We start from the raw sequence: 24,900 nt of genomic DNA, 5'->3' as shown, positions 1-24,900 counted from the left end.
GTTAAGAGCGCTTGAGTTTATCAACCCTCGCGCAAAACTGTCAGCGGGCTGGCATTCAAGGCGCGGCGGGTGCCAAACACCCCGGCGCCGCCGATCAGCACTGCACCGATCAATGGCAGGATCAGGAGCCACGGATGCGGGTGCCAGGGCAGGTCGAACGCATATCGGTAGAGCACCAGGCTCACCACTTCCGAGCCCAGCGCTGCCAGCAAGCCGCTGACCGCGCCCAGCAGACCGAACTCGATCCGTCGTGCCTTGACCAGCAATTGCCGCTCAGCACCCAACGCTCGCAACAAAGCGCCCTGGCGAATGCGTTCGTCCAGTGTCGCTTGCAGGCCGGAAAACAACACCGCCATCCCCGCCGCCAGCACGAACAACAGCACGTACTCCACCGCCAGGGTGACTTGGGCAAGGATGCTGCGCAGCTGCTCCAGCAGCGCCTCGACTTGCAAAATGGTCACGGCCGGGAAAGACCGGGACAGATCGACGATTTGCTGGTCATGCCCCGGTGCCAGATAGAAGCTGGTCAGGTAAGTCGCCGGCAGGTCCTTCAAGGTGCCGGGCTGGAAGATCATGAAGAAGTTCGGCTGGAAGTTATCCCAATTGATGTCCCGCAAACTGGTGACTTTGGCTTCGCGATTAACCCCGCCGACGGTGAAGATCAGATGGTCGCCCAACTTGAGCTTCAGGCTTTCGGCGACTTTGCCTTCCACCGAGACGCCGGGAATGTCATCCGGCGCCTGCTCGGGCCACCAGTTGCCGGCTGTGAGTTTGTTGCCGGCGGGCAGGTCTGCCGCCCAGGTCAGGCTCAGGTCACGCTGGATCGCCCGGTCACCTGCGGATTCCTTGGTGACGAGTTGCTGCACCGGCTCACCGTTGATACTGATCAGGCGTCCCGGTACCACCGGATACAGCGGCGCCGATTGTGCCGACAGTTCCATCAGGCGATCGGCGAAGGCCTGTTTGTCGCCTGGCAGAATGTTCAAGGCAAAATAATTCGGGGCGTTTTTCGGCAACTGGTTCTGCCAGGTATCCAGCAGTTCTCCGCGCAGCAACGCGATCAAGGCCATCGACAGCAGGATCAGGCCGAATGCCAGCGATTGTCCCGCCGCCGCCAGGGGGTGACGCAACAGTTGACCCAGGCCCAGCCGCCACGGCAGGGACGCACGGGCGAGCATCCGTCGCAGGCTTTTGAGCAACAGCAATAACAAACCACCCAGCACCAGCGCGGCAACGACGCCACCACCGAGCAGGGCGAAGGTCAGTAACAGGTCCAGGCTCAGCCGCCACATGATCAGGCCGAGGGCGCCCAGTGCAGCGCCGTAGACCATCCAGGTGCTGGTGGGGATCGGCAGCATGTCCCGGCGCAGTACCCGCAGCGGTGGAACCCGACCCAGCGCAGCCAGTGGCGGCAAGGCGAAACCGGCCAGCGCCACCAGGCCAGTACCGATCCCGGCGAGGGCCGGAAACAGGCCGCCGGGCGGCACATCAGTCGGTAACAAATCATGCAGCAGGGCGAACAGCCCCAGTTGCGCAAGCCAGCCGATAACGGCACCGCTGATGCTGGCGAGCAGACCGAGCACGGTCAGTTGCAGGCTGAACAGCACCAGGGTTTCCCGGCGGGACAATCCCAGGCAGCGCAACAGCGCACTGGCATCAAAACGGCGGGTGGCGAAGCGCGTCGCCGAGAGTGCCACGGCGACACCGGCCAACAGTACCGCGACCAGGCTGGCCATGTTCAAGTAGCGCTCAGCCTTGCCCAGCGCGCCGCCAATTTGCCGGTTACCGTCGCGGGCATCCTGGATGCGCTGGTTGGCGGCCAGGCCGGGTTTGATCAGTTGTCGATAAGTTTCCAGTGTCTCGGCGTTGCCGCGCCAGAGTTCACGGTAACTGACCCGGCTGCCGGGCTGCACAACGCCGGTGGCATCGAGGTCGCTGAGGTTGATCAGTACGCGCGGCGTCAGGCTGTAGAAGTTGCCGGCGCGGTCGGGTTCGTAGGTCAACACGCGCGCCAGTGTCAGGGTTTTCATGCCGACATCGATGCTGTCGCCGATCTTCAGGTTCAGCGCCGTCAGCAATCGGGCTTCGACCCAGGCTTCGCCGGGTTTCGGGCCGCCTCCGGGTTCTTCCGGGGCGAAGGGGGCAGGGGCGCTTTTCAGTTCGCCGCGCAATGGATAAATGTCGTCGGCAGCCTTGATGCTGGACAGTTGAATGCCATTATCGGTGGCGATGACGCTGGAGAACTCCACCACTTGCGCATGTTGGAGACCCAGTTCGGTGCCGCTTTTGATCTGTTCCGGGCGCGCCGCAGAACTGCCTTCCAGCACCAGGTCGGCCCCCAGGAATTCGGTGGCGCGCAGCATCATGGCGCCGTTCAGGCGAGCGCCGAAGTAACCGATGGCAGTACTCGCGGCCACGGCCACCAATAGCGCGAAAAACAATACGCGCAATTCACCGGCGCGAGCGTCGCGCAGCAGTTGGCGGAGGGCGAGGCTGAACAGGCGCAACAGCGGCAGACGTGCCATCAAGGCTCCAGAGGGGCGACCAGCAGGCCGGCTTCAAGACGGATCAGGCGCCGGCAGCGATGTGCCAGGCGTTCATCGTGGGTTACCAGCACCAGTGTCGTGCCGCGTTCCTTGTTGAGTTCGAACAACAGATCGCTGATGCGCTCACCAGTATGGCTGTCGAGGTTGCCGGTGGGCTCGTCGGCGAAGAGCACATCGGGCTCGGCGGCAAATGCCCGGGCAATCGCTACACGCTGCTGTTCGCCGCCGGAGAGCTGGCGGGGCGAGTGGGTCAGGCGTTGGCCCAGGCCGACGCGTTGCAGCAGCTCGGTGGCGCGGCTACGGGCGTCCTTGCGGCCATCGAGTTCCAGCGGCAGCATGACGTTTTCCAGGGCGTTGAGGCTGTCGAGCAACTGGAACGACTGAAAAACAAAACCGACATGTTCGGCGCGAATGCGCGCGCGCTGGTCTTCGTCAAGGTTACTCAGGCCCTGGCCGGCGAGGGTGACTTCACCGCTGCTGGGCAGGTCGAGGCCGGCCAGCAGGCCGAGGAGGGTGGATTTGCCGGAACCGGACGCGCCAACGATGGCCAGGCTGTCGCCCTTGTTCAGTTCCAGGCTAAGTTCGTGCAGGATAGTCAGTTCACCTTCCGCGCTGGGAACCACTTTGCTGAGGTTCTTCGCGGTGAGAATGCTTGCGCCCATGGAGAATCCGATGCGTGTGTGGTTTTTGAGTGCTGGCCTGGCCTTGATGTGCATGGCCCAGAACGCAGCGGCGGGTACTGTCCTGATCGTTGGCGATAGTATCAGCGCCGGTTTCGGACTGGATACCCGGCTGGGGTGGGTGTCATTGCTTGAGCAGCGGCTCAAGCGCGAAGGTTTTGACGATAAAGTGATCAATGCGTCCATCAGCGGCGACACCAGTGCCGGAGGCCAGGCGCGGCTGCCCGCGCTGCTTGCAGAGCATAAGCCGGAGTTGGTTATCCTCGAGTTGGGCGGCAATGACGGACTGCGTGGATTGCTGCCAACGCAATTGCAACAAAATCTTGCGTCGATGATCGACAGCTCCCGAGCCAGTGGTGCCAAGGTGTTGCTGCTCGGCATGCAATTGCCACCCAATTATGGCGCTCGTTACACCAAGGCTTTCGCCGATGTTTACAGCAACCTGGCCGACGAGAAAAACATCCCGCTGGTGCCGTTTTTTCTCGACGGCGTGGGCGGTCATCCCGACCTGATGCAGGCTGATGGCATACACCCGGCGGCCGGGGCTCAGGACAAGTTGCTGGAAAATGTCTGGCCTACTCTAAAACCGCTGTTATGACACTTTTCTAGCGGCAGGCTTTCGGCTAAGGTGGCGCCCCCGATTTGGAGCCCCCGATGCCGCGTCCTGCCTGGTCACTTTTTGCCTATCAACTGATCGAGCCTGACGAACAGCTGGATCTGTTCGCCTGCCAGGAAGTGCGGGTGCATCTTGTGACGCGTCAGCTGGAGCTGGGTGGTTCGGCTGACCGGACGTTGTGCGGCAGTCTGTTGCCGGCGCAGCCGCGTTGGTCGAGTGTTGATCGCCGGGTGTTTCAGGATCAGCGTCTTTGTTCGCTGTGCCGGGCTATTTTGGAGTCGCAGAAGCGAGGGACTTCGCCGATCTGGCCTGAGTTGCGGTTTGAGCTTTAGCCTGTTTTTTGCTGTAGATACCCTTTACCGCTTGCTTTGTTCGCACACATTCCAAACTTGTAGGAGCCGGCTTGCTGGCGATAGCTGTGTGTCAGGCACAGCGATTTCGACTGGACGGCCGCCATCGCCAGCAAGCCGCCTCCTACAGAGGAAATGTGTATGCACTGGCGACCAGACAAGCCGGTAGGCCGACTCGCGCCACCAGCAATCGGGGCATCTCCCCGAAATAACAGACGGCGGTGTACAATCGCCTTCTTATACCCTCTGTTGATCATGCGAAGGATTTTCCGGATGTTGCCGCGCTTTCCCGCCGTCACCCGCTGCCTGACACTTGCCGCCCTTTGCGTGGCGGGTCCCGTCGCAGCATTGGAGCTGCCACTACCACCGCCTGGAGAAGACATCGTCGGCCAGGTGCAAGTGATCAAGGCCAAGTACGAAGATACCTTCGCTGACCTTGGCACCACCTACGACCTGGGCTACACGGAAATGGTCGCGGCCAACCCGGGCGTCGACCCATGGTTGCCGGGCGCCGGCACCGAAATCGTCCTGCCGACCCGTTTCATCCTGCCGCCGGGCCCGCGTGAAGGCATCGTCATCAACCTGGCCGAATACCGCCTCTACTACTATCCGAAAGGCAAGAACACGGTATACACCTTCCCGCTGGGTATCGGTCGTGAAGGCTGGGGCTCGCCGATTGCCCACACCAGCATCATCGCCAAGACGCCGAACCCGACCTGGACGCCTCCAGCGTCGATCAAGGCCGAGCACGCCGCCGATGGCGATCCACTGCCGAACGTAGTGCCGGCTGGCCCGGACAACCCGTTGGGGCCGTTCAAGTTCACCCTGGGCACGCCTGGCTACCTGATCCACGGTTCGAACAAGAAATTCGGCATCGGCATGCGCACCAGCCACGGTTGCTTCCGCATGTTCAACAACAACGTGCTGGAAATGGCGGGCATGGTGCCGGTCGGGACGTCGGTGCGTATTATCAACGACTCCTACAAGTTCGGCATGAGTGGCGGCAAGGTTTACCTGGAAGCCCACACGCCGCTGGACGACAAGGGCGACCCGTCGGTGGTCGACAAGCACACCGCGGTGATCAACGCGATGCTCAAGCGTGAAGACATCACCAACAACCTGCGCATGAACTGGGATGTGGTGCGTGATGTTGTCGCGGCTGAAGATGGCCTGCCGGTGGAAATCGGCGTACCGAGCGCTGCTGCTCCGATGGTCTCGAGTGCACCGCTCGACCCACTGCAGTAATGCTTGAAAGGAACCCGTCGATGCGGCTCGCATCGACGGGTTTTTTATTGCCTGCAATAAACGCCGGGCAATAAAAAAGCCGACCCAAAAAATGGGTCGGCTTGATAACAATCCCGAAGGACTATTACTTGCGGCTAGCTTTTTCCAGCATGCGCAGAGCACGCTCGTTAGCTTCGTCAGCAGTCTGTTGTGCTTTTTGAGCAGCAGCCAGAGCTTCATCAGCTTTACGGTAAGCTTCGTCTGCACGAGCTTGGGAGCGAGCTGCTGCGTCTTCAGTAGCGGTCAGACGTGCTTCGGTTTCTTTCGATGCGCTGCTGCAACCGGTAGCCAGAACTGCGGCCAGAGCCAGAGCAGAGAATTTCAGAACGTTGTTCATCGTGTTCCCCTTCAAGGACTTTCAATTAAGTAGCTGTCTCCTCAGATTGAGGAAATAGCCGGCGTACATACTACCTATAACTTGAACTAAGTAAAACTGACGTGAAGCAAGAAGCAAAAAAAATTGTAGGCGTTGATTCTTTTTCGAGCAACTTTTAACTGCGTTGTTTAAAAAATATCCAGCTACAAGGCCCGAGCTGAGCGAGCCGGAGAAGAAAAGTTCCCGACGCTTACGGCTCTTTTTCCAGTCTTGGCTAAAGTCTGGCTAGATGGATTCGTCTACACTTTTGTTCGGATTTTGCGCAGCGTCTCTCAATATCTTTCTGCGTATTCAGGTGACTTTAACAACGGGCGCTCGTCTTAAGTCTCAACATCCGGCAATGTTCAGGCTTTCGACCTTCGAGGATCTTTGGTCGAGCCAGTCCTGCGTGACCCGGAGCGGCACCTGCCAACCTGCATGATGACGAGCGTACCTTGAGCATTTCTGCCAATGGTGCCTACTATTTGTACGTGCTCGGTTGCGCGAGATCGGTGTAGCTCTTCTCGGTGTCCATTCAGGCACGGGGTGGCGTAGATGTTCCTTCGCCGGAAAAACATCGGTAAGGTAGGGGTCGAAATCCAAGACCCGCGAGGAGTAGTGATGAGCGAGGCGTTGTCCATCCACCATGACCAGGCTGGTCATCAGTTCGAGACCAATGTGGACGGTCATCGTGCCTACCTGACTTATATGGATCTGGGAAAACAGACCCTGGATATCTATCGCACGTTCGTGCCTAACGCACTGCGTGGTCGCGGCATTGCTGCGGCATTGACCGAGCAGGCATTGCAGTACGCCGAGGAGATGGGCTACACGGTCATCCCGTCGTGCTCCTACGTCGAACGCTACATGGAGCGTCACCAGCGGCATGCGGCCAAGCTGAGTCAGTGACCTTCAACAAAACGAACGCATAAAAAAACGCCGGGTTGAGCCCGGCGTTTTTTTGTCTGGCGAAAAGCGCGATCAGGTACGGGCGCGTTTCGGCAGCACTTCCTTGAGCTTGGCATGCATGCTGCGCAAGGTGTTTTCGGTAGCGGTCCAGTCGATGCAGGCATCAGTGATCGACACGCCGTATTGCAGGTCGGCAAGGTCTTTCGGGATCGACTGGCAGCCCCAGTTCAGGTGACTCTCGACCATCAGGCCGATGATCGACTGGTTGCCTTCGAGGATCTGGTTGGCGACGTTCTCCATCACCAGCGGTTGCAGGGCCGGGTCCTTGTTGGAGTTGGCGTGGCTGCAATCGACCATGATGTTCGGCTTGATCTTCGCTTTGTTCAGCGCTTGTTCGCACAGGGCGACGCTGACCGAATCGTAGTTCGGCTTGCCGTTGCCACCGCGCAGCACGACGTGACCGTAGGCGTTGCCCTTGGTGGTCACGATCGACACGCCACCTTCCTGGTTGATCCCCAGGAAGCGGTGCGGGCTGGAAACCGATTGCAGGGCGTTGATCGCCACGGTCAGGCCGCCATCGGTGCCGTTCTTGAAGCCGACGGCCGAGGACAGGCCGGACGCCATTTCACGGTGAGTCTGGGATTCGGTGGTGCGCGCGCCGATGGCCGACCAGCTGATCAGGTCCTGCAAATATTGCGGGGAGATCGGGTCGAGGGCTTCGGTAGCGGTTGGCAGGCCTTTTTCGGCCAGGTCCAGCAGCAGTTGACGACCGATGTGCAGGCCGTCCTGGATCTTGAACGAGTCGTCCAGGTACGGGTCGTTGATCAAGCCTTTCCAGCCGACGGTGGTGCGCGGCTTCTCGAAATACACGCGCATGACCAGATACAGGGTATCGGACACTTCCGCGGCGAGAACCTTCAGGCGCTCGGCGTATTCGTGGGCTGCCTTGATGTCGTGGATCGAGCAAGGCCCGATAACGACGAACAGGCGATGGTCGGTGCCATCGAGAATGTTGCGAATGACTTCGCGGCCCTTGGTCACGGTGCGCAGCGCAGCGTCGCTCAGGGGAATATCGCGCTTGAGCTGATCGGGGGTGATCAGTGTCTCGTTGGAGGCGACGTTTAGGTCGTTGATCGGTAAATCAGCCATCGTTTACTCGTCAGGTCACGGGTGCCGGCCGCCAGCGAACCCGCGCGGCGGAGCACAGCAAATTAAGCGCGTCGGGGAGCCGAACCTTAGCGCGTTACACCGTGGCTAGACAATGGGCTGGCAGCGCTTTAATCCAGTGCAGGCTGTGCAAATGCCTTGCGAACCGTTTCGTGGGAGAACTCGTCGGCGTGTTCCTGGACCCACTCCAGCGCCAGCGCCTGAATTTCCTGCAGATCATTGTGGGTGTCGTGCTCACGGCAGTAACGCTCGATCTGGCACACCTGCTCGCCCATTCGGGCGCTGAACAGCGTCTGCTCGTCGACGAAAGCAATGCCCACCAGGTAGCCGTGTTTACGTCGCAGACACCAGGCCACATAGCCCAGAAAGCGCATGTCGGGGTTCAGCGTCGGCATGCGCACTTCGAGCGCCGTGCCGTGGCGCCAGGCGCGGTGATAATTGCAAGCCATGCCCCCGAGGCTGATAGTGTGCAACTGTCGTCGCGAAATACACTCAGGTTTGAGCAACGTTAATTCCACGGGCACATCGTCAGGATGAGGAATAAATCGTCCCATGAACACGGACTCCATGTGTCGGCCATCTGACATTGTTTCCCCCAGTATAGTGGTCGAATCGGAACTGACCGATTTCGACGCCGACCAACGGCTGCTGGCGATGAACGGCGTGTCGCTGGTGATTTTCACCAGTGTCGGCTGTTCCAGCTGCCGTTTTGCCCGTGAGCAATTACCGGCACTCGATCTGGCAATCGATCGGCTGTGCTGGATCGATGCCGGGAACAATGGCGGGGTGGTCGAGCGATATCAGGTTTTTCATTTGCCGGCGCTGTTCCTGGTACGCGACGGTGAGTTCTTCGGGGCATTGCATTCGCGCCTGACCGGCACCGAACTGAATCGGGCGATACGTCAGGCGTTGAGTCGAACAGCAGAGGAGTTGCCATGATGGGGGCAGTTGCCAAACCGACGATCGGTATTATCGGTACCGGTGCAATCGGTGGTTTCTACGGGGTGATGCTGGCGCGTGCCGGTTTCGATGTGCACTTTCTGCTGCGCAGCGAGTTTTGCGCGGTGGCCGAAAACGGGTTGCAAGTGAACAGTGCACCCCATGGTTCGCTGACGTTGAATCCGGTGCAGGCCTATTCGGATGCGCAAGACATGCCGCCTTGCGACTGGTTGCTGGTGGGCGCCAAGACCACCAGCAACGCGGATTTGGCGCCGGCGATCCTGCGAGCCGCCGCGCCGAACGCCAAGGTCCTGTTGTTGCAGAATGGCCTGGATGTCGAAGACAGTCTGCGCGGGCTGCTTCCTGACTCGCTGCATCTGCTGGGCGGGCTTTGCTACATCTGCGTTCATCGCGAAGGGCCGGGGGTCGTGACCCATCAGGCGCTGGGTGCGGTGCATGTCGGCTACCACAGTGGCCCCGCCGATGAATCGACGCGCACGGCGATCGTCGAGGAGGGTGTCGGGCTGTTCCGCACCGCCGGCGTCGACTCCCAGGCCATGGCGAACCTGCATCAGGCGCGCTGGCAGAAACTGGTCTGGAATATCCCTTACAACGGTCTGTCGGTGTTGCTCGGGGCGAGCACCACACCCTTGATGGCCGATGCCGACAGCCGCGAAATGGTCAAGGCACTGATGGCCGAAGTGGTGCAGGGCGCAATCGCCTGTGGTCACGATGTGCCACCCGGTTATGCCGAGCACTTGTTCATGATGACCGAGAAAATGCCTGCCTATTGGCCGAGCATGTACCACGATTTTCTGCACAAGCGACCGCTGGAATTGCAGGCCATCTACGCCCGGCCTCTGGCCGCGGCCAAAGCGGCGGGCTGTGAAATGCCGCGAGTCGAGGCGTTGTATCGCAGCTTGAGTTTCATCGATCGACGTAATGCTTGAGTCGATCAAGGCAAGGGGGGAAGGGGATGCCAAAGGCAATTGACGACAAACTGGTGCTGGCGATTTCGTCGCGAGCGTTGTTCGACCTGAGTGAAAGCCACAAGGTCTACCTGTCGAGTGGCGTCGAGGCTTATCGGCAGTATCAGATCGAGCACGAAGACGAAATCCTCGAGCCCGGCGATGCGTTTCCGTTGGTGCAGAAACTCCTGAACCTTAACGCCAGCCTCGGGCGCGCCCGGGTCGAAGTGATCCTGGTGTCGCGCAACAGCGCCGACACCGGCCTGCGCGTTTTCAACTCGATCCATCATTACGGGCTGGCGATTTCCCGCGCGGCATTCGTGGGCGGCCGTAGCCCTTATCCGTACCTCAAGGCGTTTGGCTGCGACCTTTTTCTTTCGACCCACGCCGAAGATGTGCGCAGTGCCCTGGATGCCGGTTTCGCCGCGGCGACCATTTTGTCCGGCGGTGCCAGCCGTGCGGCCAGCGACGAACTGCGCATCGCGTTCGACGGGGATGCGGTGCTGTTTTCCGATGAATCGGAGCGCGTCTATCAGGCCGGGGGGCTGGAGGCGTTTCAGGCCAGCGAACGCGAAGCGGCGCGCGAGCCCTTGCGTGGTGGGCCGTTCAAAGGTTTTCTCGCGGCCCTCAATGTGTTGCAGCGCGAGTTCCCGGACGGCGAGTGTCCCATCCGCACGGCGCTGGTGACGGCGCGCTCGGCGCCGGCCCATGAGCGGGTGATCCGCACGTTGCGCGAATGGGACATTCGTCTGGATGAGTCGCTGTTCCTCGGTGGCCTGGCCAAATCGGCGTTTCTCGAAGCCTTTGCCGCCGACGTTTTTTTCGATGATCAGGCCGGCCACTGCGAATTGGCCCGTGAAGTCGTCGCCACCGGTCATGTGCCCCATGGCATAAGCAACGAGCAAAAGGTTTAAGCCCGCCGTTCAACGCGTTACGCAGGGCGTCGTACTCGCCAAGGCGCTGCTAAGCTGAATCAATCTCCGCCATGTTGGCATTCGAGGAGGTCATATGATTCGTTCGATGCTGTACGCCACTGACCTCGGCCTGTACGCCCCTGTGGTGATGCAGCACGCCCTGGAAATGGCTCGGACATTCAATGCCGACTTGTATGTAGTGCATGCGGTGGAACCCATGGGGCTGTTCGCCGAATCAGTGCTGCAGAGCTACCTTGACGAGCAGGCGTTGAACGAGTTTCACAGCCAGGGTCTGAGCACAGTCATCGCCAGTATCGAGCAGCGGGTGCTGGACAGTTTTCGTGAAGAGCTGGGGGAGGAGGGGGCGCTGGACCTGAAAAGAATCCAGGCGGTGCGGGTGCTGCAGGGCGATCCGTCGCAGGTGATTCTCGACCAGGCGCAGAAACTCTCCGTGGATTTGTTGATCGTAGGTAGTCACAGCCATGGTGCTGGCGCGGAAACGCCGCTGGGTCGCACGGCTGCGCGTGTGCTGCAGTTGTCCAAGGTGCCGGTTTATCTGGTGCCGCTGGTGCAACGTCGTCGCCAAGGGGATCGCTAGAGCGCGAATGGTGGCGCTTCGATAAAAAAGTTCTAGATTTATTCTTCAAGCCATTAATATAGTTATATACCGTCGCTGATGCCCGTGGCGTCTATCTGCTTTGAGGGATTCATATGAAGCTTCAACAACTGCGCTACATCTGGGAAGTGGCGCACCACGACCTCAACGTTTCCGCTACAGCCCAAAGCCTCTACACCTCGCAACCGGGTATCAGCAAACAGATCCGCCTGCTGGAAGACGAATTGGGCGTCGAAGTGTTCGCCCGCAGCGGCAAGCACCTGACCCGCGTTACTCCGGCCGGGGAGCGCATCATCACCACCGCTGGCGAAATCCTGCGCAAGGTTGAAAGCATCAAGCAGATTGCCCAGGAATTCTCCAACGAGAAAAAAGGCACCCTGTCGATCGCCACCACCCACACCCAGGCGCGTTATGCATTGCCGCCGGTGATCAGCAACTTCATCAAGCAGTACCCGGACGTTGCCCTGCACATGCACCAGGGTTCACCGATGCAAATCGCCGAAATGGCGGCTGATGGCACCGTGGATTTCGCCATCGCCACCGAAGCGCTGGAACTGTTCGGTGATTTGGTGATGATGCCTTGCTACCGCTGGAACCGTTGCGTGGTCGTGCCTCAGGGCCACCCACTGACCAAGCTGTCGAAGCTGACCCTCGAAGCCCTGGCCGAATACCCGATCGTGACGTACGTGTTCGGTTTCACTGGCCGTTCGAAACTCGACGAAGCTTTCAGCCATCGTGGCCTGACACCGAAAGTGGTGTTCACCGCCGCCGACGCCGACGTGATCAAAACCTACGTTCGCCTGGGCCTGGGGGTAGGTATCGTGGCGAAAATGGCCGTCGACACCAAACTCGACAGCGACCTCGTGGTGCTCGATGCCAGCGAACTGTTCGAGTCCAGCATCACCAAGATCGGCTTCCGTCGTGGCACCTTCCTGCGTGGTTTCATGTGCGACTTCATCGAGAAATTCGCCCCGCACCTGACCCGCGAAGTGATGGCCAAGGCCATTCAGTGCCACAACAAACAGGAACTGGAAGAGCTGTTCGACGGCGTCGAACTGCCGGTCCATTAAGCCTTTCTAGATGACCTCGGTAACAGCGAACTGTTGCCGAGCGCCCGCCACCAGAATCTCCACCTCATCACCTTCGAACTTGCCCAGCAGGCTTTTGCCCAGCGGTGAGCGCGGGGTGATGACGGTTATCAACTGCCCCACCAGGTCGACTTTCAGGCCCGCCGCATCAGGCGCCAGGAACAGCCATTGCTCACGGCCCTTTTCGTCCTCCAGGCCGAGCAATGCACCGATCTCGATGCCCCGTTGATCGTCATACGCACGCAACGCCAGGTTCTGACAAAGCGTCAGTGACTGGCGAATCTCTTCGACCCGTTTGGCCTGCCCGGCAGCCAGATAGGAGGCCTCCAGCCCCAGCGTGTCGTACTTGTTTTCGGCGATGTTTTCTTCATGGGTCGCGGTTTCGTAAGCGGTTTGCGCGGCCCGTTCAGCGATGTCGAGATCGACTCGCAGCTTGTCGAGAATCAGTTGGTGGACAGTTTGTTTGTTCATGATCAATCGCAGAATTGCAGGACGTTGGCGCGGCTTTTTTCGCTAGGTGCCGTCTGGTCCTGTTGCAGCCAGAACTGGCATTTGGCGTTCGACAGATTGCGGTTGCTGCCGCGGGCCTGATCGAGTCGTTGCGCCTGCTCGTTCTTGCGCAGGTTCTCTTCATACTGCTCGAACAGAGGGCTCTGTGGCGGGATATCCGGAACCTGTTGCACCACCGGCGGGTTCGCCAGTTGCTGCACCGCCTGGGCCACCGGGGCCAGTTGTTCGCTGAAGAACAGGCGCGAGGCGAGCCAGCAGGTCAGCGCGATGGCGAGAAAGCCCAGCCACAAACCGAGGGCGATGCTGCCGGTCAGTTGCACGGCATTGAGCTGGATCGGCAACGGGCGGCGCGGTGTGGGACGGTGGGGCATGACGGCCTCCTGGCGGTGAGTCGCGGGCGAGTGTCGATTGTCGCACGAAGATTAATCGTCGTCGGCTCTTCTGCGCAGGGTAATTTATGCGGACAATCGCTGCCTTTGCCAACGGGAACCTGGAATGTCTGAATTGAAAACCCGCTGGGATATTTTTTGCACCGTGGTCGATAACTACGGCGACATCGGTGTGACTTGGCGTCTGGCTCGGCAACTGGTGGCCGAGCATTCGCTGGCGGTGCGTTTATGGGTCGATGACCTGCGTGCTTTCGAGCGCATGTGCCCCGAGATCGATATCCATGTCGCGCAGCAATGGCAGCAGGGTGTCGAGGTCCGTCAGTGGCCAGCCGAGTGGTTGCCGACCGAGGCCGCGGATGTGGTGATCGCCGCATTCGCCTGCCAGTTGCCCGCTGCCTATATGGAGGCGATGGCCGAGCGCAAACAACCGCCGCTGTGGATGAATCTCGATTACCTGAGTGCCGAGGACTGGGTGATTGGGTGCCACGGTCTGCCATCGGTTAAATACAGGCACGTGCAGAAGTTCTTCTTCTTTCCGGGGTTCCAGAAAGGTACGGGCGGCTTGTTGCGTGAAAGCGGCTTGCTGGAACGACGTCGGCAGTTTCAACAGGATCCACAGGCTCAGCGAACATTCCTGCAAGGCCTGGGGGTCGATCGAGCGCCGGATGCGCAGTTGATTTCGCTGTTTGCCTACGAAAACGCCGGGCTGGCCAGTTGGCTGGATGCGTTGGCCGGCGATTCGACGCCCACTCATGTGCTGGTGCCTGAGGGGCGGGTGCTCGGCGATGTCGAGCGCTGGCTGGGCGTGAACGATCTGAAGGCCGGCGCGCTGCACGTGCGCGAAGCCGTGACCGTGCAGGTGCTGCCGTTTGTCCGTCAGGACCAATATGACCAGTTGCTGTGGTGCTGTGATTTCAACGCCGTGCGCGGCGAAGATTCCTTCGTGCGTGCGCAATGGGCGGGTCGGCCGTTGCTCTGGCATATCTATCAGCAGGAAGAGGATGTCCACCTGGACAAGCTCGAAGCCTTCCTTGCGTTGTATGTCAAAGGGCTATCGGAGCCTGCCAGCGACGCGATCAGCAGTCTTTGGCGGGCGTGGAACGCCGGGGAAAAAATGACCGACCACTGGCATTCCACCCGTAAACACTGGCCGGAGCTGGAAAAACACGCCGAGACGTGGTGTCTGGAACAGGCCTTGCAGGCCGATCTTGCCACGGCGCTGGTACAGTTTTATGGAAATTGGATATGATACGCGGCCTAGATTTTTGTAAATCCCATCCAAATTCGGATATTCGCAATGAAAACTGGTAAAGAACTGAAACCCGGTACCGTGATCCGTCTCGAAAACGATCCTTGGCTGGTTCAGAAAGCTGAATTCACCAAGTCGGGTCGTAACAGCGCGATCATGAAGACCAAGCTGAAAAACCTGCTGACCGGTTACAAGACCGAGATCGTTTACAGCGCCGACGACAAACTGGACGACGTAATCCTCGACCGTAAAGAAGCGACCCTGTCCTTCATCAGCGGCGACACCTACACGTTCATGGACACCACTGACTACACCATGTACGAGCTGAACGCTGAAGACATCGAAGCCGTTCTGCCTTTCGTTGAAGAAGGCATGACCGATGTTTGCGAAGCGATCTTCTTCGAAGAGCGTCTGGTTTCCGTAGAACTGCCGACCACTATCGTGCGTCAGGTTGACTACACCGAAGGTTCCGCTCGCGGTGACACTTCCGGCAAGGTAATGAAGCCTGCCAAACTGAAGAACGGTACCGAGCTGTCGGTTGCTGACTTCATCGAAATCGGCGACATGATCGAGATCGATACCCGCGAAGGCGGTTCCTACAAAGGCCGTGCTAAATAAGCACTGCTTCAGGAATGAAAAAGCCCGACCATTGAGTCGGGCTTTTTTGTGTCCATCGATTGAGCCGCAGCGCAAACCCGTAGGAGCCGGCTTGCTGGCGATGACGTCTTCGAGATCGCTATCGCCAGCAAGACGGCTCCTACAGGTGGTGTCATTTCTTCAGATGTTCCTTGAGCTCTTGCGACGCCTGCAGCATCGCCGAACGCACCGCCGGCACCTGACTCACCACATTGAGCAAACCGTAATCGTGGATCATGCCGTTGTAGCGAACCGAGGTCACCGGCACGCCGGCTTCATCGAGTTTGCGGGCGTAGGCTTCACCTTCATCGCGCAGCACGTCGGCACCCGCCGTTTGTACCAGCGCCGGTGGCAGGCCCTTGAGTTGCGCAGGGGTTGCCCGCAGCGGTGAGGCATAGATCTCGTTACGCTGTTTGGCGTCGGTGGTGTAGTTGTCCCAGAACCACTTCATCATGTTTTTAGTGAGGAAGTGCCCCTCGGCATACTGGTTGTAGGATGCCGTCTCGAAGTTGGCATCGGTCACCGGCCACAGCAATACCTGGAACTTGATCGCTGGTGTGCCTTTGTCTTTGGCCATCAGGGCAACCACGGCCGCCATGTTGCCGCCGACGCTGTTGCCGGCCACGGCCAGGCGTTTGCCATCGACGTTGATGTCTTTACCGTGTTCAGCCACCCATTTGGTCGCGGCGTAGGCCTGGTTGATCGCCACCGGGTAGTGAGCTTCGGGTGACGGCGTGTAGTTGACGAAAACCGCTGCTGCACCCGAACCGACAACCAGATCACGAACCAGTCGTTCGTGGGTTGGGAAGTCTCCCAGCACCCAGCCCCCGCCGTGGAAGAACATGAACACCGGCAGCTCACCCTTGACCCCGGCCGGCCGGACGATGGTCAGGCTCAGCGGTTGGCCGTCGACCTGAATGGTCTTCTGGCTGACATCGGCTTTTGGCAGCGTCAGCTTGACCCCGGCCTGCGCACCCACCAGCACGGCGCGGGCTTCGGCCGGCGTCATTTGCTCGATCGGTTTGCCGGTGCCGGCATTCAACACATCGAGGAATGCCTGGGTGTTGTGTTCAACATCACCGGCGAACGCGTTGCTGATGGACAGCGCGAGGAGGGTACCGGTCAAGACTTTGCTGAAAGCGTTCATGTTCATTTCCTGTTCGGTCTGAGTGGCTCAGTGATTAGACGGTGACGTGCAGGCGCACTTCAACGTTGCCGCGGGTGGCGTTGGAGTACGGGCAGACCTGGTGGGCCGCATCGACCAAGGTTTGCGCATCGGCTTGTTCCAGGCCTGGCAGGCTGATGTGCAAGTCGATGTCCAGACCGAAACCGCCAGGGATCTGGCCGATGCCGACGTGGGCGGTGATCGACGCATCGTTCGGGATGCTGCGCTTGGTTTGGCTGGCAACAAATTTCAGGGCGCCGATGAAGCAGGCGGAGTAACCGGCAGCGAACAGTTGTTCCGGGTTGGTCGCCGCGCCGCCAGCGCCGCCAAGCTCTTTAGGTGTGGCGAGTTTGACGTCGAGAATGTTGTCGCTGGAGATTGCACGACCGTCACGGCCACCGGTGGAAGTTGCAACTGCGGTGTAGAGAGTTTGCATGGTGAAATCCTCGTTCGGGCTTGATTGTTTGCGCTAAATGTTTGCGCGCCAAGTAAGTGCGAGGTGAATGTATCGCGCTAATGTTTAGCGCGCAAGATAAATTTATGAAAAAAGTTGAAAAAAATGAGAGAGAGGTGATGATCCCCGCTTGAAAGGCTTGAATTAGAGCGTTCGAAAGGAATTTTTTTCAGCGGGATTTTTTCAGTGGAAGGGCGCGACCCTGATTTTCGCTTTCTTTAACGCAGAACGAACTGTGGGAGCGAGCCAGCTCGCGATGGCGGCGTGTCAGCCAACACACAGGCTGAAGGTCACACCGTTATCGCGAGCAGGCTCGCTCCCACAGGGGATTTGCGCTTGCAGGAGCGTTAGAGGCTGTCTTGCAGGTGCTTGCGCAGCGCTTGCAGCTCCGCCTGCAGTTTCTGCAATCGCTCCAGGCTCATGCCGCTGGCACCGAGGATGCATTGGGGGATGCCTCGGGCCTTGTCGCGCAAGGCACGACCTTTTTCGGTGAGTTCGATGATCACCACCCGCTCGTCTTCACGGCTACGGGTGCGGCTGAGCACACCTTCGGCTTCCAGGCGCTTGAGCAGCGGGGTGAGCGAGCCGGGATCCGTCAGCAGGCGCGTGCTGATTTCACCTACGGTCAAACCGTCCTGTTCCCACAACACCATCATCGCCAGGTACTGCGGATAGGTCAGGCCCAACGCCTGCAACAACGGCTTGTAGACCTTGGTCATCATCAGCGAAGTGGAGTGCAAGGCGAAGCATGCCTGGTTGTCCAGCAGCAGGTCATCGCAGTTGTCCGGGGTGTTGCGTTCGGTGGTCATTTTGAAGCCTTCGATCAGTGATCGTCATGAATCTAGCGGGCAAATCTTTAACGCGCCAGATAATTTGGACTAGCGGTGGGCCAGATGGGTCTGCAGGACCAGATCCCACGGCGGAATAGGGCTGAAGCGGGTTTTCAGGTATTCCAGCAGCAGGCGACTGCGGGAATTGGGTTGTTGTTGCAGGCGCAAGGCATAGATCCCGGTGATTTCCGGTCTGGGCAGGCCCTTCTCGCAGAACAGCGGCACCAGTTCACCGCGCAACAGGTATTCGCTGGCCAGCCATGTCGGCAAATGCGCGATACCCAGCCCGGCCAGTGCGCCGCAGACCAGGGCTTCAGCGTTGTTGGCGCTCATGCGGATGCGCGAGGGGCGGTGCAAGTGCATCTGGCCTTCGCGTTCGAAGCGCCAGGCGAAGGGGGGCGCCAGGCCATCCCAGTCGAGACCGTCGTGTTCGATCAGCTGCGCCGGATCGGTTGGTACGCCACGGCGCTGCAAGTAGTCCGGGCTGGCGCAGGCGATACGCACCATGCTCGCCAGCGGTGTGGCCACCAAACGGGTGTCGGCCATTTGCCCGGCGCGCAGCACCAGGTCAACCTTGCCCAGGTTCAAGCCTTGCATGTCAACGAAGCTGTCGATCAGGTGAAGCTGCACATCGAGGCCGGGATAGAGCATCAGAAAATCGGCAATTACCGGCGCCAGGTGCCGTCGGCCAAACGCGGCCGGGGCATCGATACGAATCAGGCCTTCGGGTGCGCTGCTCAAAGACACCGCCTCGGCCCGGGCCAAACGCAATTCCGCGACGATGCGCCGCGCGCGCTCGGCAAACGCCAACCCCGCAGGGGTAGCGCGTACCGCGTGCGTACTGCGAAAGAACAACTGACTGCCGACCGCGCTTTCCAGGCTATCGATACGCCGGGCTACCGCTGAAGGGGTCAGCGGATGACGACGAGACGCTGCGGAAAAACTACCGGTTTCCAGTACGTCCAGAAACAGGCCCAGTTGTTCGGTCAGTTGATTCGGATTCATGGCGAGTTTGCGCTTGTGCGAGTTTGGCAAAGCCATTGTGCGTTGCTGTGCGTTTCCGCGCCATAACCAACTGCGTAGGATGAGCGGTCTGATGTGAGAGGAAATCGCGGTGATTGAATTTTTGATGTATCTGGTCTTCGGCGCTGCCTTGGGCACGCTCGGCGGAATTTTCGGTATCGGCGGTGGCTTGATCGCCATCCCGCTGCTGGGCGTGTTGTGCGGTCTCGATCAGCAAATCGCCCAAGGCACGGCGCTGGTGATGGTGGTGCCGAACGTGATGCTGGCGTTGTGGCGTTATCACCAGCGTAACAAGATCGAGTTGCGCCACGCGCTTCCGCTCGCTTCGATGGGGTTCTGCTTCGCCTGGATCGGTTCGATCTGGGCCGTGGGCATTGACGCGCAAACCATGCGCATCGGCTTCGTCGCCTTTCTGGTCGCGCTATCGGCCTACAACCTGATGCGAATGTTCTTCGCCAGTGCACCGGCCTCTTCGCAAATGAATTATTCGTGGCCCTGGCTGGGTGTACTCGGTGCGGCATCCGGCACCATGGGCGGTTTGTTCGGCGTGGGCGGGGCAGTGGTGGCAACGCCCGTGCTGACAAGCCTGTTCGGTACCACTCAAGTGGTCGCGCAGGGATTGTCGCTGGCGCTGGCATTGCCAAGCACCGGCGTCACGCTGGTGACCTATGCCGTGCATCATCAGGTGGACTGGATGGTTGGTGTGCCGCTGGCGATCGGTGGATTGTTGAGTATCAGTTGGGGCGTGAAAATCGCCCACGCCATGCCGGAGCGCCTGTTGCGCGCACTGTTCTGCGGTTTTCTGGTGCTCTGTGCGGTGATGCTCGCGTTTAAAGTTTGAAGCCTTCGACGATGTGTTCGGCCAGGCATTCAGTGATAGGCGACGGACTGTGCAGGTTTCGCACGAGCATGATGCTGGCTTCAGGTAGCAGCGGGAGGTCTTCGGCTTCACCGAGGATGCGCATGTCCGGAGTGATCAGGCTTTCCAGTTGCGCAGTGATCGCCAGGCCAGCGCTGACCACCGCCATGATTGCCGAGAGGCTGTCACTGTTATACGCCACGCGATAATCGCGGCCCTGTGCATCAAGGGCATTGCAGGCCCACATCCGGCAGAAGCAATCACTGTTGAACATTGCCAGCGGCAGCGGCGTTTGTTCGTGGGCGCTGTAGCATTGAGCTTCGGCCCAGACAAACCGCTCCTTGCGCAACAACTGGCCTATTTCGCTGCCCGGTTCGCGGGTGACGATGGACAGGTCCAGATCCTGACGCATCAGCAATTGTTTTGATGATTCGCAATGCACTTCGATCTGGATCAGCGGATAGGACTGGGCAAACCGCCGCAGAATCCCCGGCAGAAAACGCATCACGTAGTCGTCCGGCGTGCCGATGCGCACCGTGCCGATCATGTCCGGCTCGCGCAATGTATTGAACACTTCACTGTGCAACTTGAGGATGCGCCGCGCGTAGCCCAACAGCACCTGGCCTTCGGCGGTGAGGCGCACCTGGCGTCCGTCGCGCTGGAACAACTGGCGCTGCAACACATCTTCTTCCAGCCGTTTCATCTGCATGCTGACGGCTGACTGGGTGCGATGGACCAGCTCGCCGGCGCGGGTAAAGCCACCCTGGTCGGCAATCGCGACAAAGGTGCGCAGCACTTCGGTATCGATCGTCGGGTAGCTCGACATACATCAATCTCCGAGATGGTTGCCATCAGAAACATTTGTTGGATTGATCTTAGACCCGGCGCGAGACTGGAGCCATCCAAACGGAGGGCAACAAGATGAAAGGTCAACATGAGTTCCAGGGTTCAGAACATCATTCGGTTCACCTGATATCCGATCTGCTGCACAAGATCAGCCGCTGGTATGAGTTGCATCGCGAACGCGAACTGCTGGCAAGCTTGAGCGACGAAGCACTGAAGGACATTGGCATGAGCCGGGCGGATGTCGAGCACGAGTCGATCAAGCCGTTCTGGAACGACCCGATGCATAAATGATCCCGACCAATAAATGATGAGTGCGAAGCTACACAAACCCCTTACCGGTGAGGTAGGTTGCGAGCAGACAAGGAGATGCTCATGCCCGCAACGTTGTCCTTTACCCTCAAACAAGCTCGGCGTCTGGCACTGGCCGCCCAAGGGTTCAACGGGCGCCAGCCGCCAGCGGCGATCAAGGCTGTGCAGCTCAACCGCTTGATCGAGCGGCTGGGTATCCTGCAAATCGACTCCGTCAACGCCGTGGTGCGCTCGCACTACCTTCCACTGTTTTCCCGTCTGGGTTCCTATTCTTGCGACTTGCTCGACCAGGCTGCCTGGAGTGCGGGGCGACGTCGCACGCTGTTTGAATACTGGGGCCACGAAGCGTCGTTGCTGCCGATGTCGATGTACCCGCTGATGCGCTGGCGAATGCAACGTGCGGCCCGTGGTGAAGATATTTATCAACAGCTGGCGCGTTTCGGTCGTGAGCAGCCAGACACCATTCGCCGGGTGCTGGCTTCGGTTGAAGAACTGGGGGCGTTGGGCGCTGGCAGCCTGTCGACCCGCCAAGAGCGAGCTGGCCCCTGGTGGGACTGGAGCGCGGAAAAGCATGCGCTGGAATGGTTATTCGCCGCTGGTGAAGTCACCGTGGCTGGCCGGCGCGGATTCGAGCGGCTTTATGACTTGCCGGAACGGGTCATTCCTTCGCAGGTACTGGCGCAGCCGTTGGTCAATGAAGCCGAGGCTCAGCGGGGCTTGCTGCTGCATGCCGCGACAGCCTTGGGCGTGGGCACCGAAAAGGACTTGCGTGACTACTTCCGTCTGAATCCCGCAGACAGTCGTCCACGTCTGGCGGAGTTGGTCGAGGCGGGCGAATTGCTCACTGGCGAAGTTCAGGGCTGGAAGCAGCCAGCCTATTGCCTGCCCGAGCCCAAGGTGCCGCGCAAGGTTGAGGCCAGTGCGTTGCTTTCACCGTTTGATTCGCTGATCTGGGAGCGCAGCCGCACCGAGCGTCTGTTCGACTTTCGCTATCGGTTGGAGATTTATACGCCGCAGGACAAACGGGTCTACGGCTATTACGTCTTGCCGTTTTTGCACAACGAACGCATTGCCGCGCGGGTCGATCTGCGTGCCGAGCGGGCGGTGGGGCGGTTGGCGGTGCATGCGGTGCATGAGGAGGAAACGGGACTGGACGAGGAGGGGATGCTGGCGTTGGCGGTGAATCTGCGGCGGATGGCGGATTGGATGGGGCTGGCGCAAGTTCAGTTGAACTGCCCGCGGGCGAGTGCAGACCGGTTGCGGGTGGCATTGGCTCAGTTTGCTGGTGACTGAGCTGACGCCATCGCTGGCAAGCCAGCTCCCACAGTGATCGCTTCGGACATAAATTATGTGTACGGCGCAAATTCTGTGGGAGTGCGGACCGGTTGTGGGTGGCATTGGCCCGGTTTGCTGGTGACTGAGCTGACGCCATCGCTGGCAAGCCAGCTCCCACAGTGACCGCGTCGGACATAAATTATGTGTACGGCGCAAATTCTGTGGGAGTGCGGACCGGTTGTGGGTGGCATTGGCCCGGTTTGATGGTGACTGAGCTGACGCCATCGCTGGCAAGCCAGCTCCCACAGTGACCGCGTCGGACATAAATTATGTGTACGGCGTAAATTCTGTGGGAGTGCGGACCGGTTGTGGGTGGCATTGGCTCAGATTGATGGTGACTGAGCTGACGCCATCGCTGGCAAGCCAGCTGCCACAGTGACCGCGTCGGACATAAATTATGTGTACGGCGTAAATTCTGTGGGAGTGCGGACCGGTTGCGGGTGGCATTGGCCCAAATCGGTGTGGACTGAGCTGACGCCATCGCTGGCAAGCCAGCTCCCACAGTGACCGCGTCGGACATAAATTATGTGTATGGCGCAAATCCTGTGGGAGCTGGCTTGCCAGCGATTGTCTTCACGCGATTTAGCGTCGAACCTGCTTCAAGGTTTCAGCAATCAAAAACGCCAGCTCCAGCGACTGATCGGCATTCATCCGCGGGTCACAATGGGTGTGATAGCGATCCGACAATCCATCTTCGGTAATCGGTCGCGCACCGCCAATGCACTCAGTGACGTTTTGCCCGGTCATTTCGATGTGGATACCGCCGGCGTAGGAACCTTCCGCTTCATGCACCTGGAAGAACTGCTTCACCTCACCCAGAATCTGCGCAAAATCGCGGGTCTTGTAGCCGCTGCTGGCCTTGATGGTGTTGCCGTGCATCGGGTCGGAACTCCACAGCACTTGCCTGCCTTCACGCTGCACCGCGCGAATCAGCTGCGGCAAGTGATCGCCAACCTTGTTCGCGCCCATCCGTGCGATCAGGTTCAGGCGGCCGGGATCGTTGTCCGGGTTGAGCACGTCGATCAGGCGAATCAGGTCTTCAGGATTCATGCTCGGGCCGACCTTGACCCCGATCGGGTTGTTCACTCCGCGCAGGAATTCGACGTGGGCGCCGTCGAGTTGACGGGTGCGATCGCCGATCCACAGCATGTGCGCCGAGCAGTCGTAGTAATCGTTGGTCAGGCTGTCGCGACGCACGAAGGCTTCTTCGTAGTTCAGCAGCAGCGCTTCGTGGGCGGTAAAAAAACTGGTTTCGCGCAGTTGCGGCGAGCTGTCCATGCCGCAAGCGCGCATGAAGGCCAGGGTTTCATCGATGCGGTCGGCCAGGTGGCTGTACTTTTCCGCCAGCGCCGAGTTGGCGATGAAGTCGAGGTTCCACTTGTGCACTTGATGCAGGTCGGCAAACCCGCCCTGGGCGAAGGCGCGCAACAGGTTCAGGGTCGCAGTGGACTGGTGATAGGACTGCAGCAAACGTTCCGGGTCCGGCACGCGGCTTTTTTCGTCGAAACCGATACCGTTGACGATGTCACCGCGGTAGGCCGGCAGGGTCACACCGTCGATGGTTTCGTCATTGGCCGAACGCGGCTTGGCGAATTGCCCGGCCATGCGCCCGACCTTGACCACCGGACAACCGGCCGCGAAGGTCATGACAATCGCCATTTGCAACAATACTTTGAAGGTGTCGCGGATTTTCGCGGCGGAGAACTCGGCGAAACTTTCGGCACAGTCACCGCCCTGCAACAGAAATGCGCGGCCCTGGGTCACTTCGGCAAACTGACGACGCAATTCCCGGGCTTCACCGGCAAACACCAGCGGCGGATAGCTGGCCAGCGTTTGCTCGACCTGCTGCAAATGCGCCGCGTCGGGATATTGAGGTTGTTGCTGGATCGGCAGGGCGCGCCAGCTGTCAGGACTCCAGGGTTGGCTCATCATCATCTCTAGTGTTTTACGCTCGGGCGTCCATGTTATCAGCAATTAGTGCGTGACCTGTTCCCGTCGCTTCGCGGACAATCGCGCCTTTGCCGCAGCCTGTTCGCGGTGTTATTGCGTTGCCGGCTACGGTGACGATCGGGAGACGAAATGACTGAGGAGCGCGTCGAGCATTTGCTCGCCGAGGTGCAGGACGAATTTGGCGTGATTCGCGTGCTGGAAGTGGCCGATTACCGTTTTCTCGAATTCGGTGATGCCATCGAGCAAAGCTGCGTGTTCACCGCCGATCCGAGCTGGCTCGAGTATGACTACACCCGGGCGATGCTGATTGGCGCGCTGTGCCATGAACAGCCGGAATCCGCGCTGTTCCTCGGCCTCGGTGCCGGCACGTTGACCCAGGCGTGCCTCAAGTTCCTGCCGCTCGAAGATGTCGAAGCCATTGAGTTGCGCCCGGATGTGCCGCGCCTGGCCATCGAATACCTCGGGCTGGATGACGATCCGCGCCTTTATATCCGTGTGGGCGATGCGCTGGAGTTGCTGGATACCGCCGAGCCCGCGGACCTGATTTTCGTCGACCTTTATACCGATGTCGGCCCGGGTGTCGGGCATCTGGCGTGGACCTTCCTGGAGAACTGCCAGAAACGATTGAATCCCGGTGGCTGGCTGGTGATCAATCAATGGGCCACCGATGATGGCAAACCGTTGGGCGCTGCGTTGCTCCGTGGGCTCTATCATCGGCATTACTGGGAGCTGCCGGTGAAGGAGGGCAATGTGATTCTGATCGTGCCGTCGGACCTGGATCAGGAACTGGACATGGATGGCCTGGTAGCCCGTGCTGAAGGCCTGGCGCCGCGGTTGGGGTATTCGTTGCAGTCGTTGATCAAGTGCATCCGTCCGGCGACTTGATTCGGCAAGGTGATTAACTGTGCCGAGG

Annotated in this window: 28 protein-coding genes; 15 read left to right on the top strand and 13 right to left on the bottom strand. The window is 59.7% G+C overall.

The window, feature by feature from the left end; translation table 11 throughout:
- Positions 1 to 20: 20 nt before the first annotated feature.
- A complete protein-coding gene (locus tag KHO07_RS20045) occupies positions 21 to 2,525 on the bottom strand; it encodes an ABC transporter permease (RefSeq protein WP_212625298.1) in 2,505 nt (834 codons plus the stop codon).
- Positions 2,525 to 3,208 (bottom strand): ABC transporter ATP-binding protein, encoded by a 684-nt coding sequence (locus tag KHO07_RS20040; RefSeq protein WP_007955651.1) that lies wholly within the window; start codon positions 3,206 to 3,208, stop codon positions 2,525 to 2,527. Before KHO07_RS20040 ends, KHO07_RS20045 begins: the two co-directional genes overlap by 1 nt.
- 10 nt (positions 3,209 to 3,218) lie before the next feature.
- Between KHO07_RS20040 and KHO07_RS20035 the strand changes: the two genes are divergently transcribed.
- The 3 genes from KHO07_RS20035 to KHO07_RS20025 all read left to right on the top strand — a co-directional run bounded on the left by KHO07_RS20035 (position 3,219) and on the right by KHO07_RS20025 (position 5,437).
- Positions 3,219 to 3,824 (top strand): arylesterase, encoded by a 606-nt coding sequence (locus KHO07_RS20035; protein ID WP_150732441.1) that lies wholly within the window; start codon positions 3,219 to 3,221, stop codon positions 3,822 to 3,824.
- Positions 3,825 to 3,880: 56 nt separating this feature from the next.
- Entirely contained in the window at positions 3,881 to 4,174 is a 294-nt protein-coding gene (locus tag KHO07_RS20030) for a hypothetical protein (RefSeq protein WP_003226812.1), read from the top strand.
- 291 nt (positions 4,175 to 4,465) lie between these two features.
- Complete coding sequence (locus KHO07_RS20025; RefSeq protein ID WP_212625297.1) at positions 4,466 to 5,437, top strand: L,D-transpeptidase family protein; 972 nt, start codon at positions 4,466 to 4,468, stop codon at positions 5,435 to 5,437.
- A 124-nt stretch (positions 5,438 to 5,561) separates the two neighbouring features.
- On the opposite strand, the gene oprI is transcribed toward KHO07_RS20025, so the two are convergent.
- Positions 5,562 to 5,813 carry an outer membrane lipoprotei OprI gene (oprI, locus tag KHO07_RS20020; RefSeq protein ID WP_003183784.1) on the bottom strand — a complete coding sequence of 84 codons (252 nt, stop codon included), beginning with the start codon at positions 5,811 to 5,813 and terminating at the stop codon, positions 5,562 to 5,564.
- A 639-nt stretch (positions 5,814 to 6,452) separates the two neighbouring features.
- Here oprI and KHO07_RS20015 point away from each other — a divergent pair.
- On the top strand, positions 6,453 to 6,740 hold the full coding sequence (locus KHO07_RS20015) for a GNAT family N-acetyltransferase (RefSeq protein WP_020800382.1): 288 nt from the start codon (positions 6,453 to 6,455) through the stop codon (positions 6,738 to 6,740).
- A 72-nt stretch (positions 6,741 to 6,812) separates the two neighbouring features.
- Here KHO07_RS20015 and KHO07_RS20010 read toward each other — a convergent pair whose 3' ends face one another.
- Together KHO07_RS20010 and KHO07_RS20005 are read right to left on the bottom strand one after the other, a co-directional pair.
- Positions 6,813 to 7,889, bottom strand: a complete 1,077-nt coding sequence (locus KHO07_RS20010) for a 3-deoxy-7-phosphoheptulonate synthase (RefSeq protein WP_150736017.1) — start codon at positions 7,887 to 7,889, stop codon at positions 6,813 to 6,815.
- 128 nt (positions 7,890 to 8,017) lie between these two features.
- Entirely contained in the window at positions 8,018 to 8,461 is a 444-nt protein-coding gene (locus KHO07_RS20005; RefSeq protein ID WP_212625296.1) for a PilZ domain-containing protein, read from the bottom strand.
- On the opposite strand from KHO07_RS20005, the gene KHO07_RS20000 reads away from it, so the two are divergent.
- The 5 genes from KHO07_RS20000 (at position 8,460) to cysB (ending at position 12,414) form a co-directional block, all read left to right on the top strand.
- Positions 8,460 to 8,846: a thioredoxin family protein gene (locus KHO07_RS20000; protein WP_150736019.1), complete on the top strand. Its 387-nt coding sequence runs from the start codon at positions 8,460 to 8,462 to the stop codon at positions 8,844 to 8,846. The genes KHO07_RS20005 and KHO07_RS20000 overlap by 2 nt on opposite strands.
- Positions 8,843 to 9,796 (top strand): putative 2-dehydropantoate 2-reductase, encoded by a 954-nt coding sequence (locus KHO07_RS19995; protein WP_150736020.1) that lies wholly within the window; start codon positions 8,843 to 8,845, stop codon positions 9,794 to 9,796. Before KHO07_RS20000 ends, KHO07_RS19995 begins: the two co-directional genes overlap by 4 nt.
- Before the next feature lie 26 nt (positions 9,797 to 9,822).
- The gene (locus KHO07_RS19990) at positions 9,823 to 10,728 is read left to right on the top strand and encodes a 5'-nucleotidase (protein ID WP_212625295.1); all 906 of its coding nucleotides are present in this window, start codon (positions 9,823 to 9,825) and stop codon (positions 10,726 to 10,728) included.
- A 94-nt stretch (positions 10,729 to 10,822) separates the two neighbouring features.
- Complete coding sequence (locus KHO07_RS19985) at positions 10,823 to 11,326, top strand: universal stress protein (protein ID WP_150736022.1); 504 nt, start codon at positions 10,823 to 10,825, stop codon at positions 11,324 to 11,326.
- A gap of 113 nt (positions 11,327 to 11,439) precedes the next feature.
- The gene (cysB, locus tag KHO07_RS19980) at positions 11,440 to 12,414 is read left to right on the top strand and encodes an HTH-type transcriptional regulator CysB (protein ID WP_007899921.1); all 975 of its coding nucleotides are present in this window, start codon (positions 11,440 to 11,442) and stop codon (positions 12,412 to 12,414) included.
- 6 nt (positions 12,415 to 12,420) lie between these two features.
- Here the strand turns inward: cysB and KHO07_RS19975 are convergent, their stop codons facing one another.
- Both KHO07_RS19975 and KHO07_RS19970 read right to left on the bottom strand, forming a co-directional pair.
- Positions 12,421 to 12,903, bottom strand: coding sequence for a GreA/GreB family elongation factor (locus KHO07_RS19975; RefSeq protein WP_075949304.1), 483 nt, complete (start codon positions 12,901 to 12,903; stop codon positions 12,421 to 12,423).
- Between the two features lie 2 nt (positions 12,904 to 12,905).
- Positions 12,906 to 13,313 (bottom strand): hypothetical protein, encoded by a 408-nt coding sequence (locus KHO07_RS19970; RefSeq protein WP_150736024.1) that lies wholly within the window; start codon positions 13,311 to 13,313, stop codon positions 12,906 to 12,908.
- 124 nt (positions 13,314 to 13,437) lie between these two features.
- Here KHO07_RS19970 and earP point away from each other — a divergent pair, with 124 nt between their 5' ends.
- Together earP and KHO07_RS19960 are read left to right on the top strand one after the other, a co-directional pair.
- Complete coding sequence (gene earP / locus KHO07_RS19965) at positions 13,438 to 14,580, top strand: elongation factor P maturation arginine rhamnosyltransferase EarP (protein WP_212625294.1); 1,143 nt, start codon at positions 13,438 to 13,440, stop codon at positions 14,578 to 14,580.
- Between the two features lie 48 nt (positions 14,581 to 14,628).
- Positions 14,629 to 15,198 carry an elongation factor P gene (locus KHO07_RS19960; protein ID WP_007943632.1) on the top strand — a complete coding sequence of 190 codons (570 nt, stop codon included), beginning with the start codon at positions 14,629 to 14,631 and terminating at the stop codon, positions 15,196 to 15,198.
- 151 nt (positions 15,199 to 15,349) lie between these two features.
- Here the strand turns inward: KHO07_RS19960 and KHO07_RS19955 are convergent, their stop codons facing one another.
- From KHO07_RS19955 to KHO07_RS19940, 4 genes are all read right to left on the bottom strand, one after another.
- Positions 15,350 to 16,363: an alpha/beta hydrolase gene (locus KHO07_RS19955; RefSeq protein WP_212625293.1), complete on the bottom strand. Its 1,014-nt coding sequence runs from the start codon at positions 16,361 to 16,363 to the stop codon at positions 15,350 to 15,352.
- A gap of 34 nt (positions 16,364 to 16,397) precedes the next feature.
- Positions 16,398 to 16,817: an organic hydroperoxide resistance protein gene (locus KHO07_RS19950; RefSeq protein WP_075948184.1), complete on the bottom strand. Its 420-nt coding sequence runs from the start codon at positions 16,815 to 16,817 to the stop codon at positions 16,398 to 16,400.
- A gap of 365 nt (positions 16,818 to 17,182) precedes the next feature.
- Positions 17,183 to 17,644: a MarR family transcriptional regulator gene (locus tag KHO07_RS19945; RefSeq protein ID WP_150736027.1), complete on the bottom strand. Its 462-nt coding sequence runs from the start codon at positions 17,642 to 17,644 to the stop codon at positions 17,183 to 17,185.
- A 69-nt stretch (positions 17,645 to 17,713) separates the two neighbouring features.
- Complete coding sequence (locus tag KHO07_RS19940; RefSeq protein ID WP_212627664.1) at positions 17,714 to 18,670, bottom strand: LysR family transcriptional regulator; 957 nt, start codon at positions 18,668 to 18,670, stop codon at positions 17,714 to 17,716.
- Between the two features lie 124 nt (positions 18,671 to 18,794).
- Between KHO07_RS19940 and KHO07_RS19935 the strand changes: the two genes are divergently transcribed.
- Positions 18,795 to 19,529 carry a sulfite exporter TauE/SafE family protein gene (locus KHO07_RS19935; protein ID WP_150736107.1) on the top strand — a complete coding sequence of 245 codons (735 nt, stop codon included), beginning with the start codon at positions 18,795 to 18,797 and terminating at the stop codon, positions 19,527 to 19,529.
- Here KHO07_RS19935 and KHO07_RS19930 read toward each other — a convergent pair.
- Complete coding sequence (locus KHO07_RS19930; protein WP_212625292.1) at positions 19,519 to 20,373, bottom strand: LysR substrate-binding domain-containing protein; 855 nt, start codon at positions 20,371 to 20,373, stop codon at positions 19,519 to 19,521. The two genes, KHO07_RS19935 and KHO07_RS19930, sit on opposite strands and share 11 nt — an antisense overlap.
- A 95-nt stretch (positions 20,374 to 20,468) precedes the next feature.
- Between KHO07_RS19930 and KHO07_RS19925 the strand changes: the two genes are divergently transcribed.
- Both KHO07_RS19925 and KHO07_RS19920 read left to right on the top strand, forming a co-directional pair.
- Entirely contained in the window at positions 20,469 to 20,684 is a 216-nt protein-coding gene (locus KHO07_RS19925; protein WP_212625291.1) for a DUF1127 domain-containing protein, read from the top strand.
- Positions 20,685 to 20,765: 81 nt separating this feature from the next.
- On the top strand, positions 20,766 to 21,995 hold the full coding sequence (locus tag KHO07_RS19920; RefSeq protein ID WP_212625290.1) for a winged helix-turn-helix domain-containing protein: 1,230 nt from the start codon (positions 20,766 to 20,768) through the stop codon (positions 21,993 to 21,995).
- 624 nt (positions 21,996 to 22,619) lie between these two features.
- Here KHO07_RS19920 and KHO07_RS19915 read toward each other — a convergent pair.
- Entirely contained in the window at positions 22,620 to 23,966 is a 1,347-nt protein-coding gene (locus KHO07_RS19915; RefSeq protein ID WP_150736031.1) for a 3-deoxy-7-phosphoheptulonate synthase class II, read from the bottom strand.
- 150 nt (positions 23,967 to 24,116) lie between these two features.
- Between KHO07_RS19915 and KHO07_RS19910 the strand changes: the two genes are divergently transcribed.
- Positions 24,117 to 24,872 (top strand): spermidine synthase, encoded by a 756-nt coding sequence (locus tag KHO07_RS19910; RefSeq protein ID WP_150736032.1) that lies wholly within the window; start codon positions 24,117 to 24,119, stop codon positions 24,870 to 24,872.
- The last annotated feature ends 28 nt before the right edge of the window (positions 24,873 to 24,900 follow it).

This window comes from Pseudomonas sp. PP3 (assembly GCF_905336995.1).
In the GTDB taxonomy this organism is placed as follows: domain Bacteria; phylum Pseudomonadota; class Gammaproteobacteria; order Pseudomonadales; family Pseudomonadaceae; genus Aquipseudomonas; species Aquipseudomonas reinekei.
Note: the sequence above shows the minus strand (reverse complement) of the source record. Positions and strands in the feature narration are given on the sequence as shown.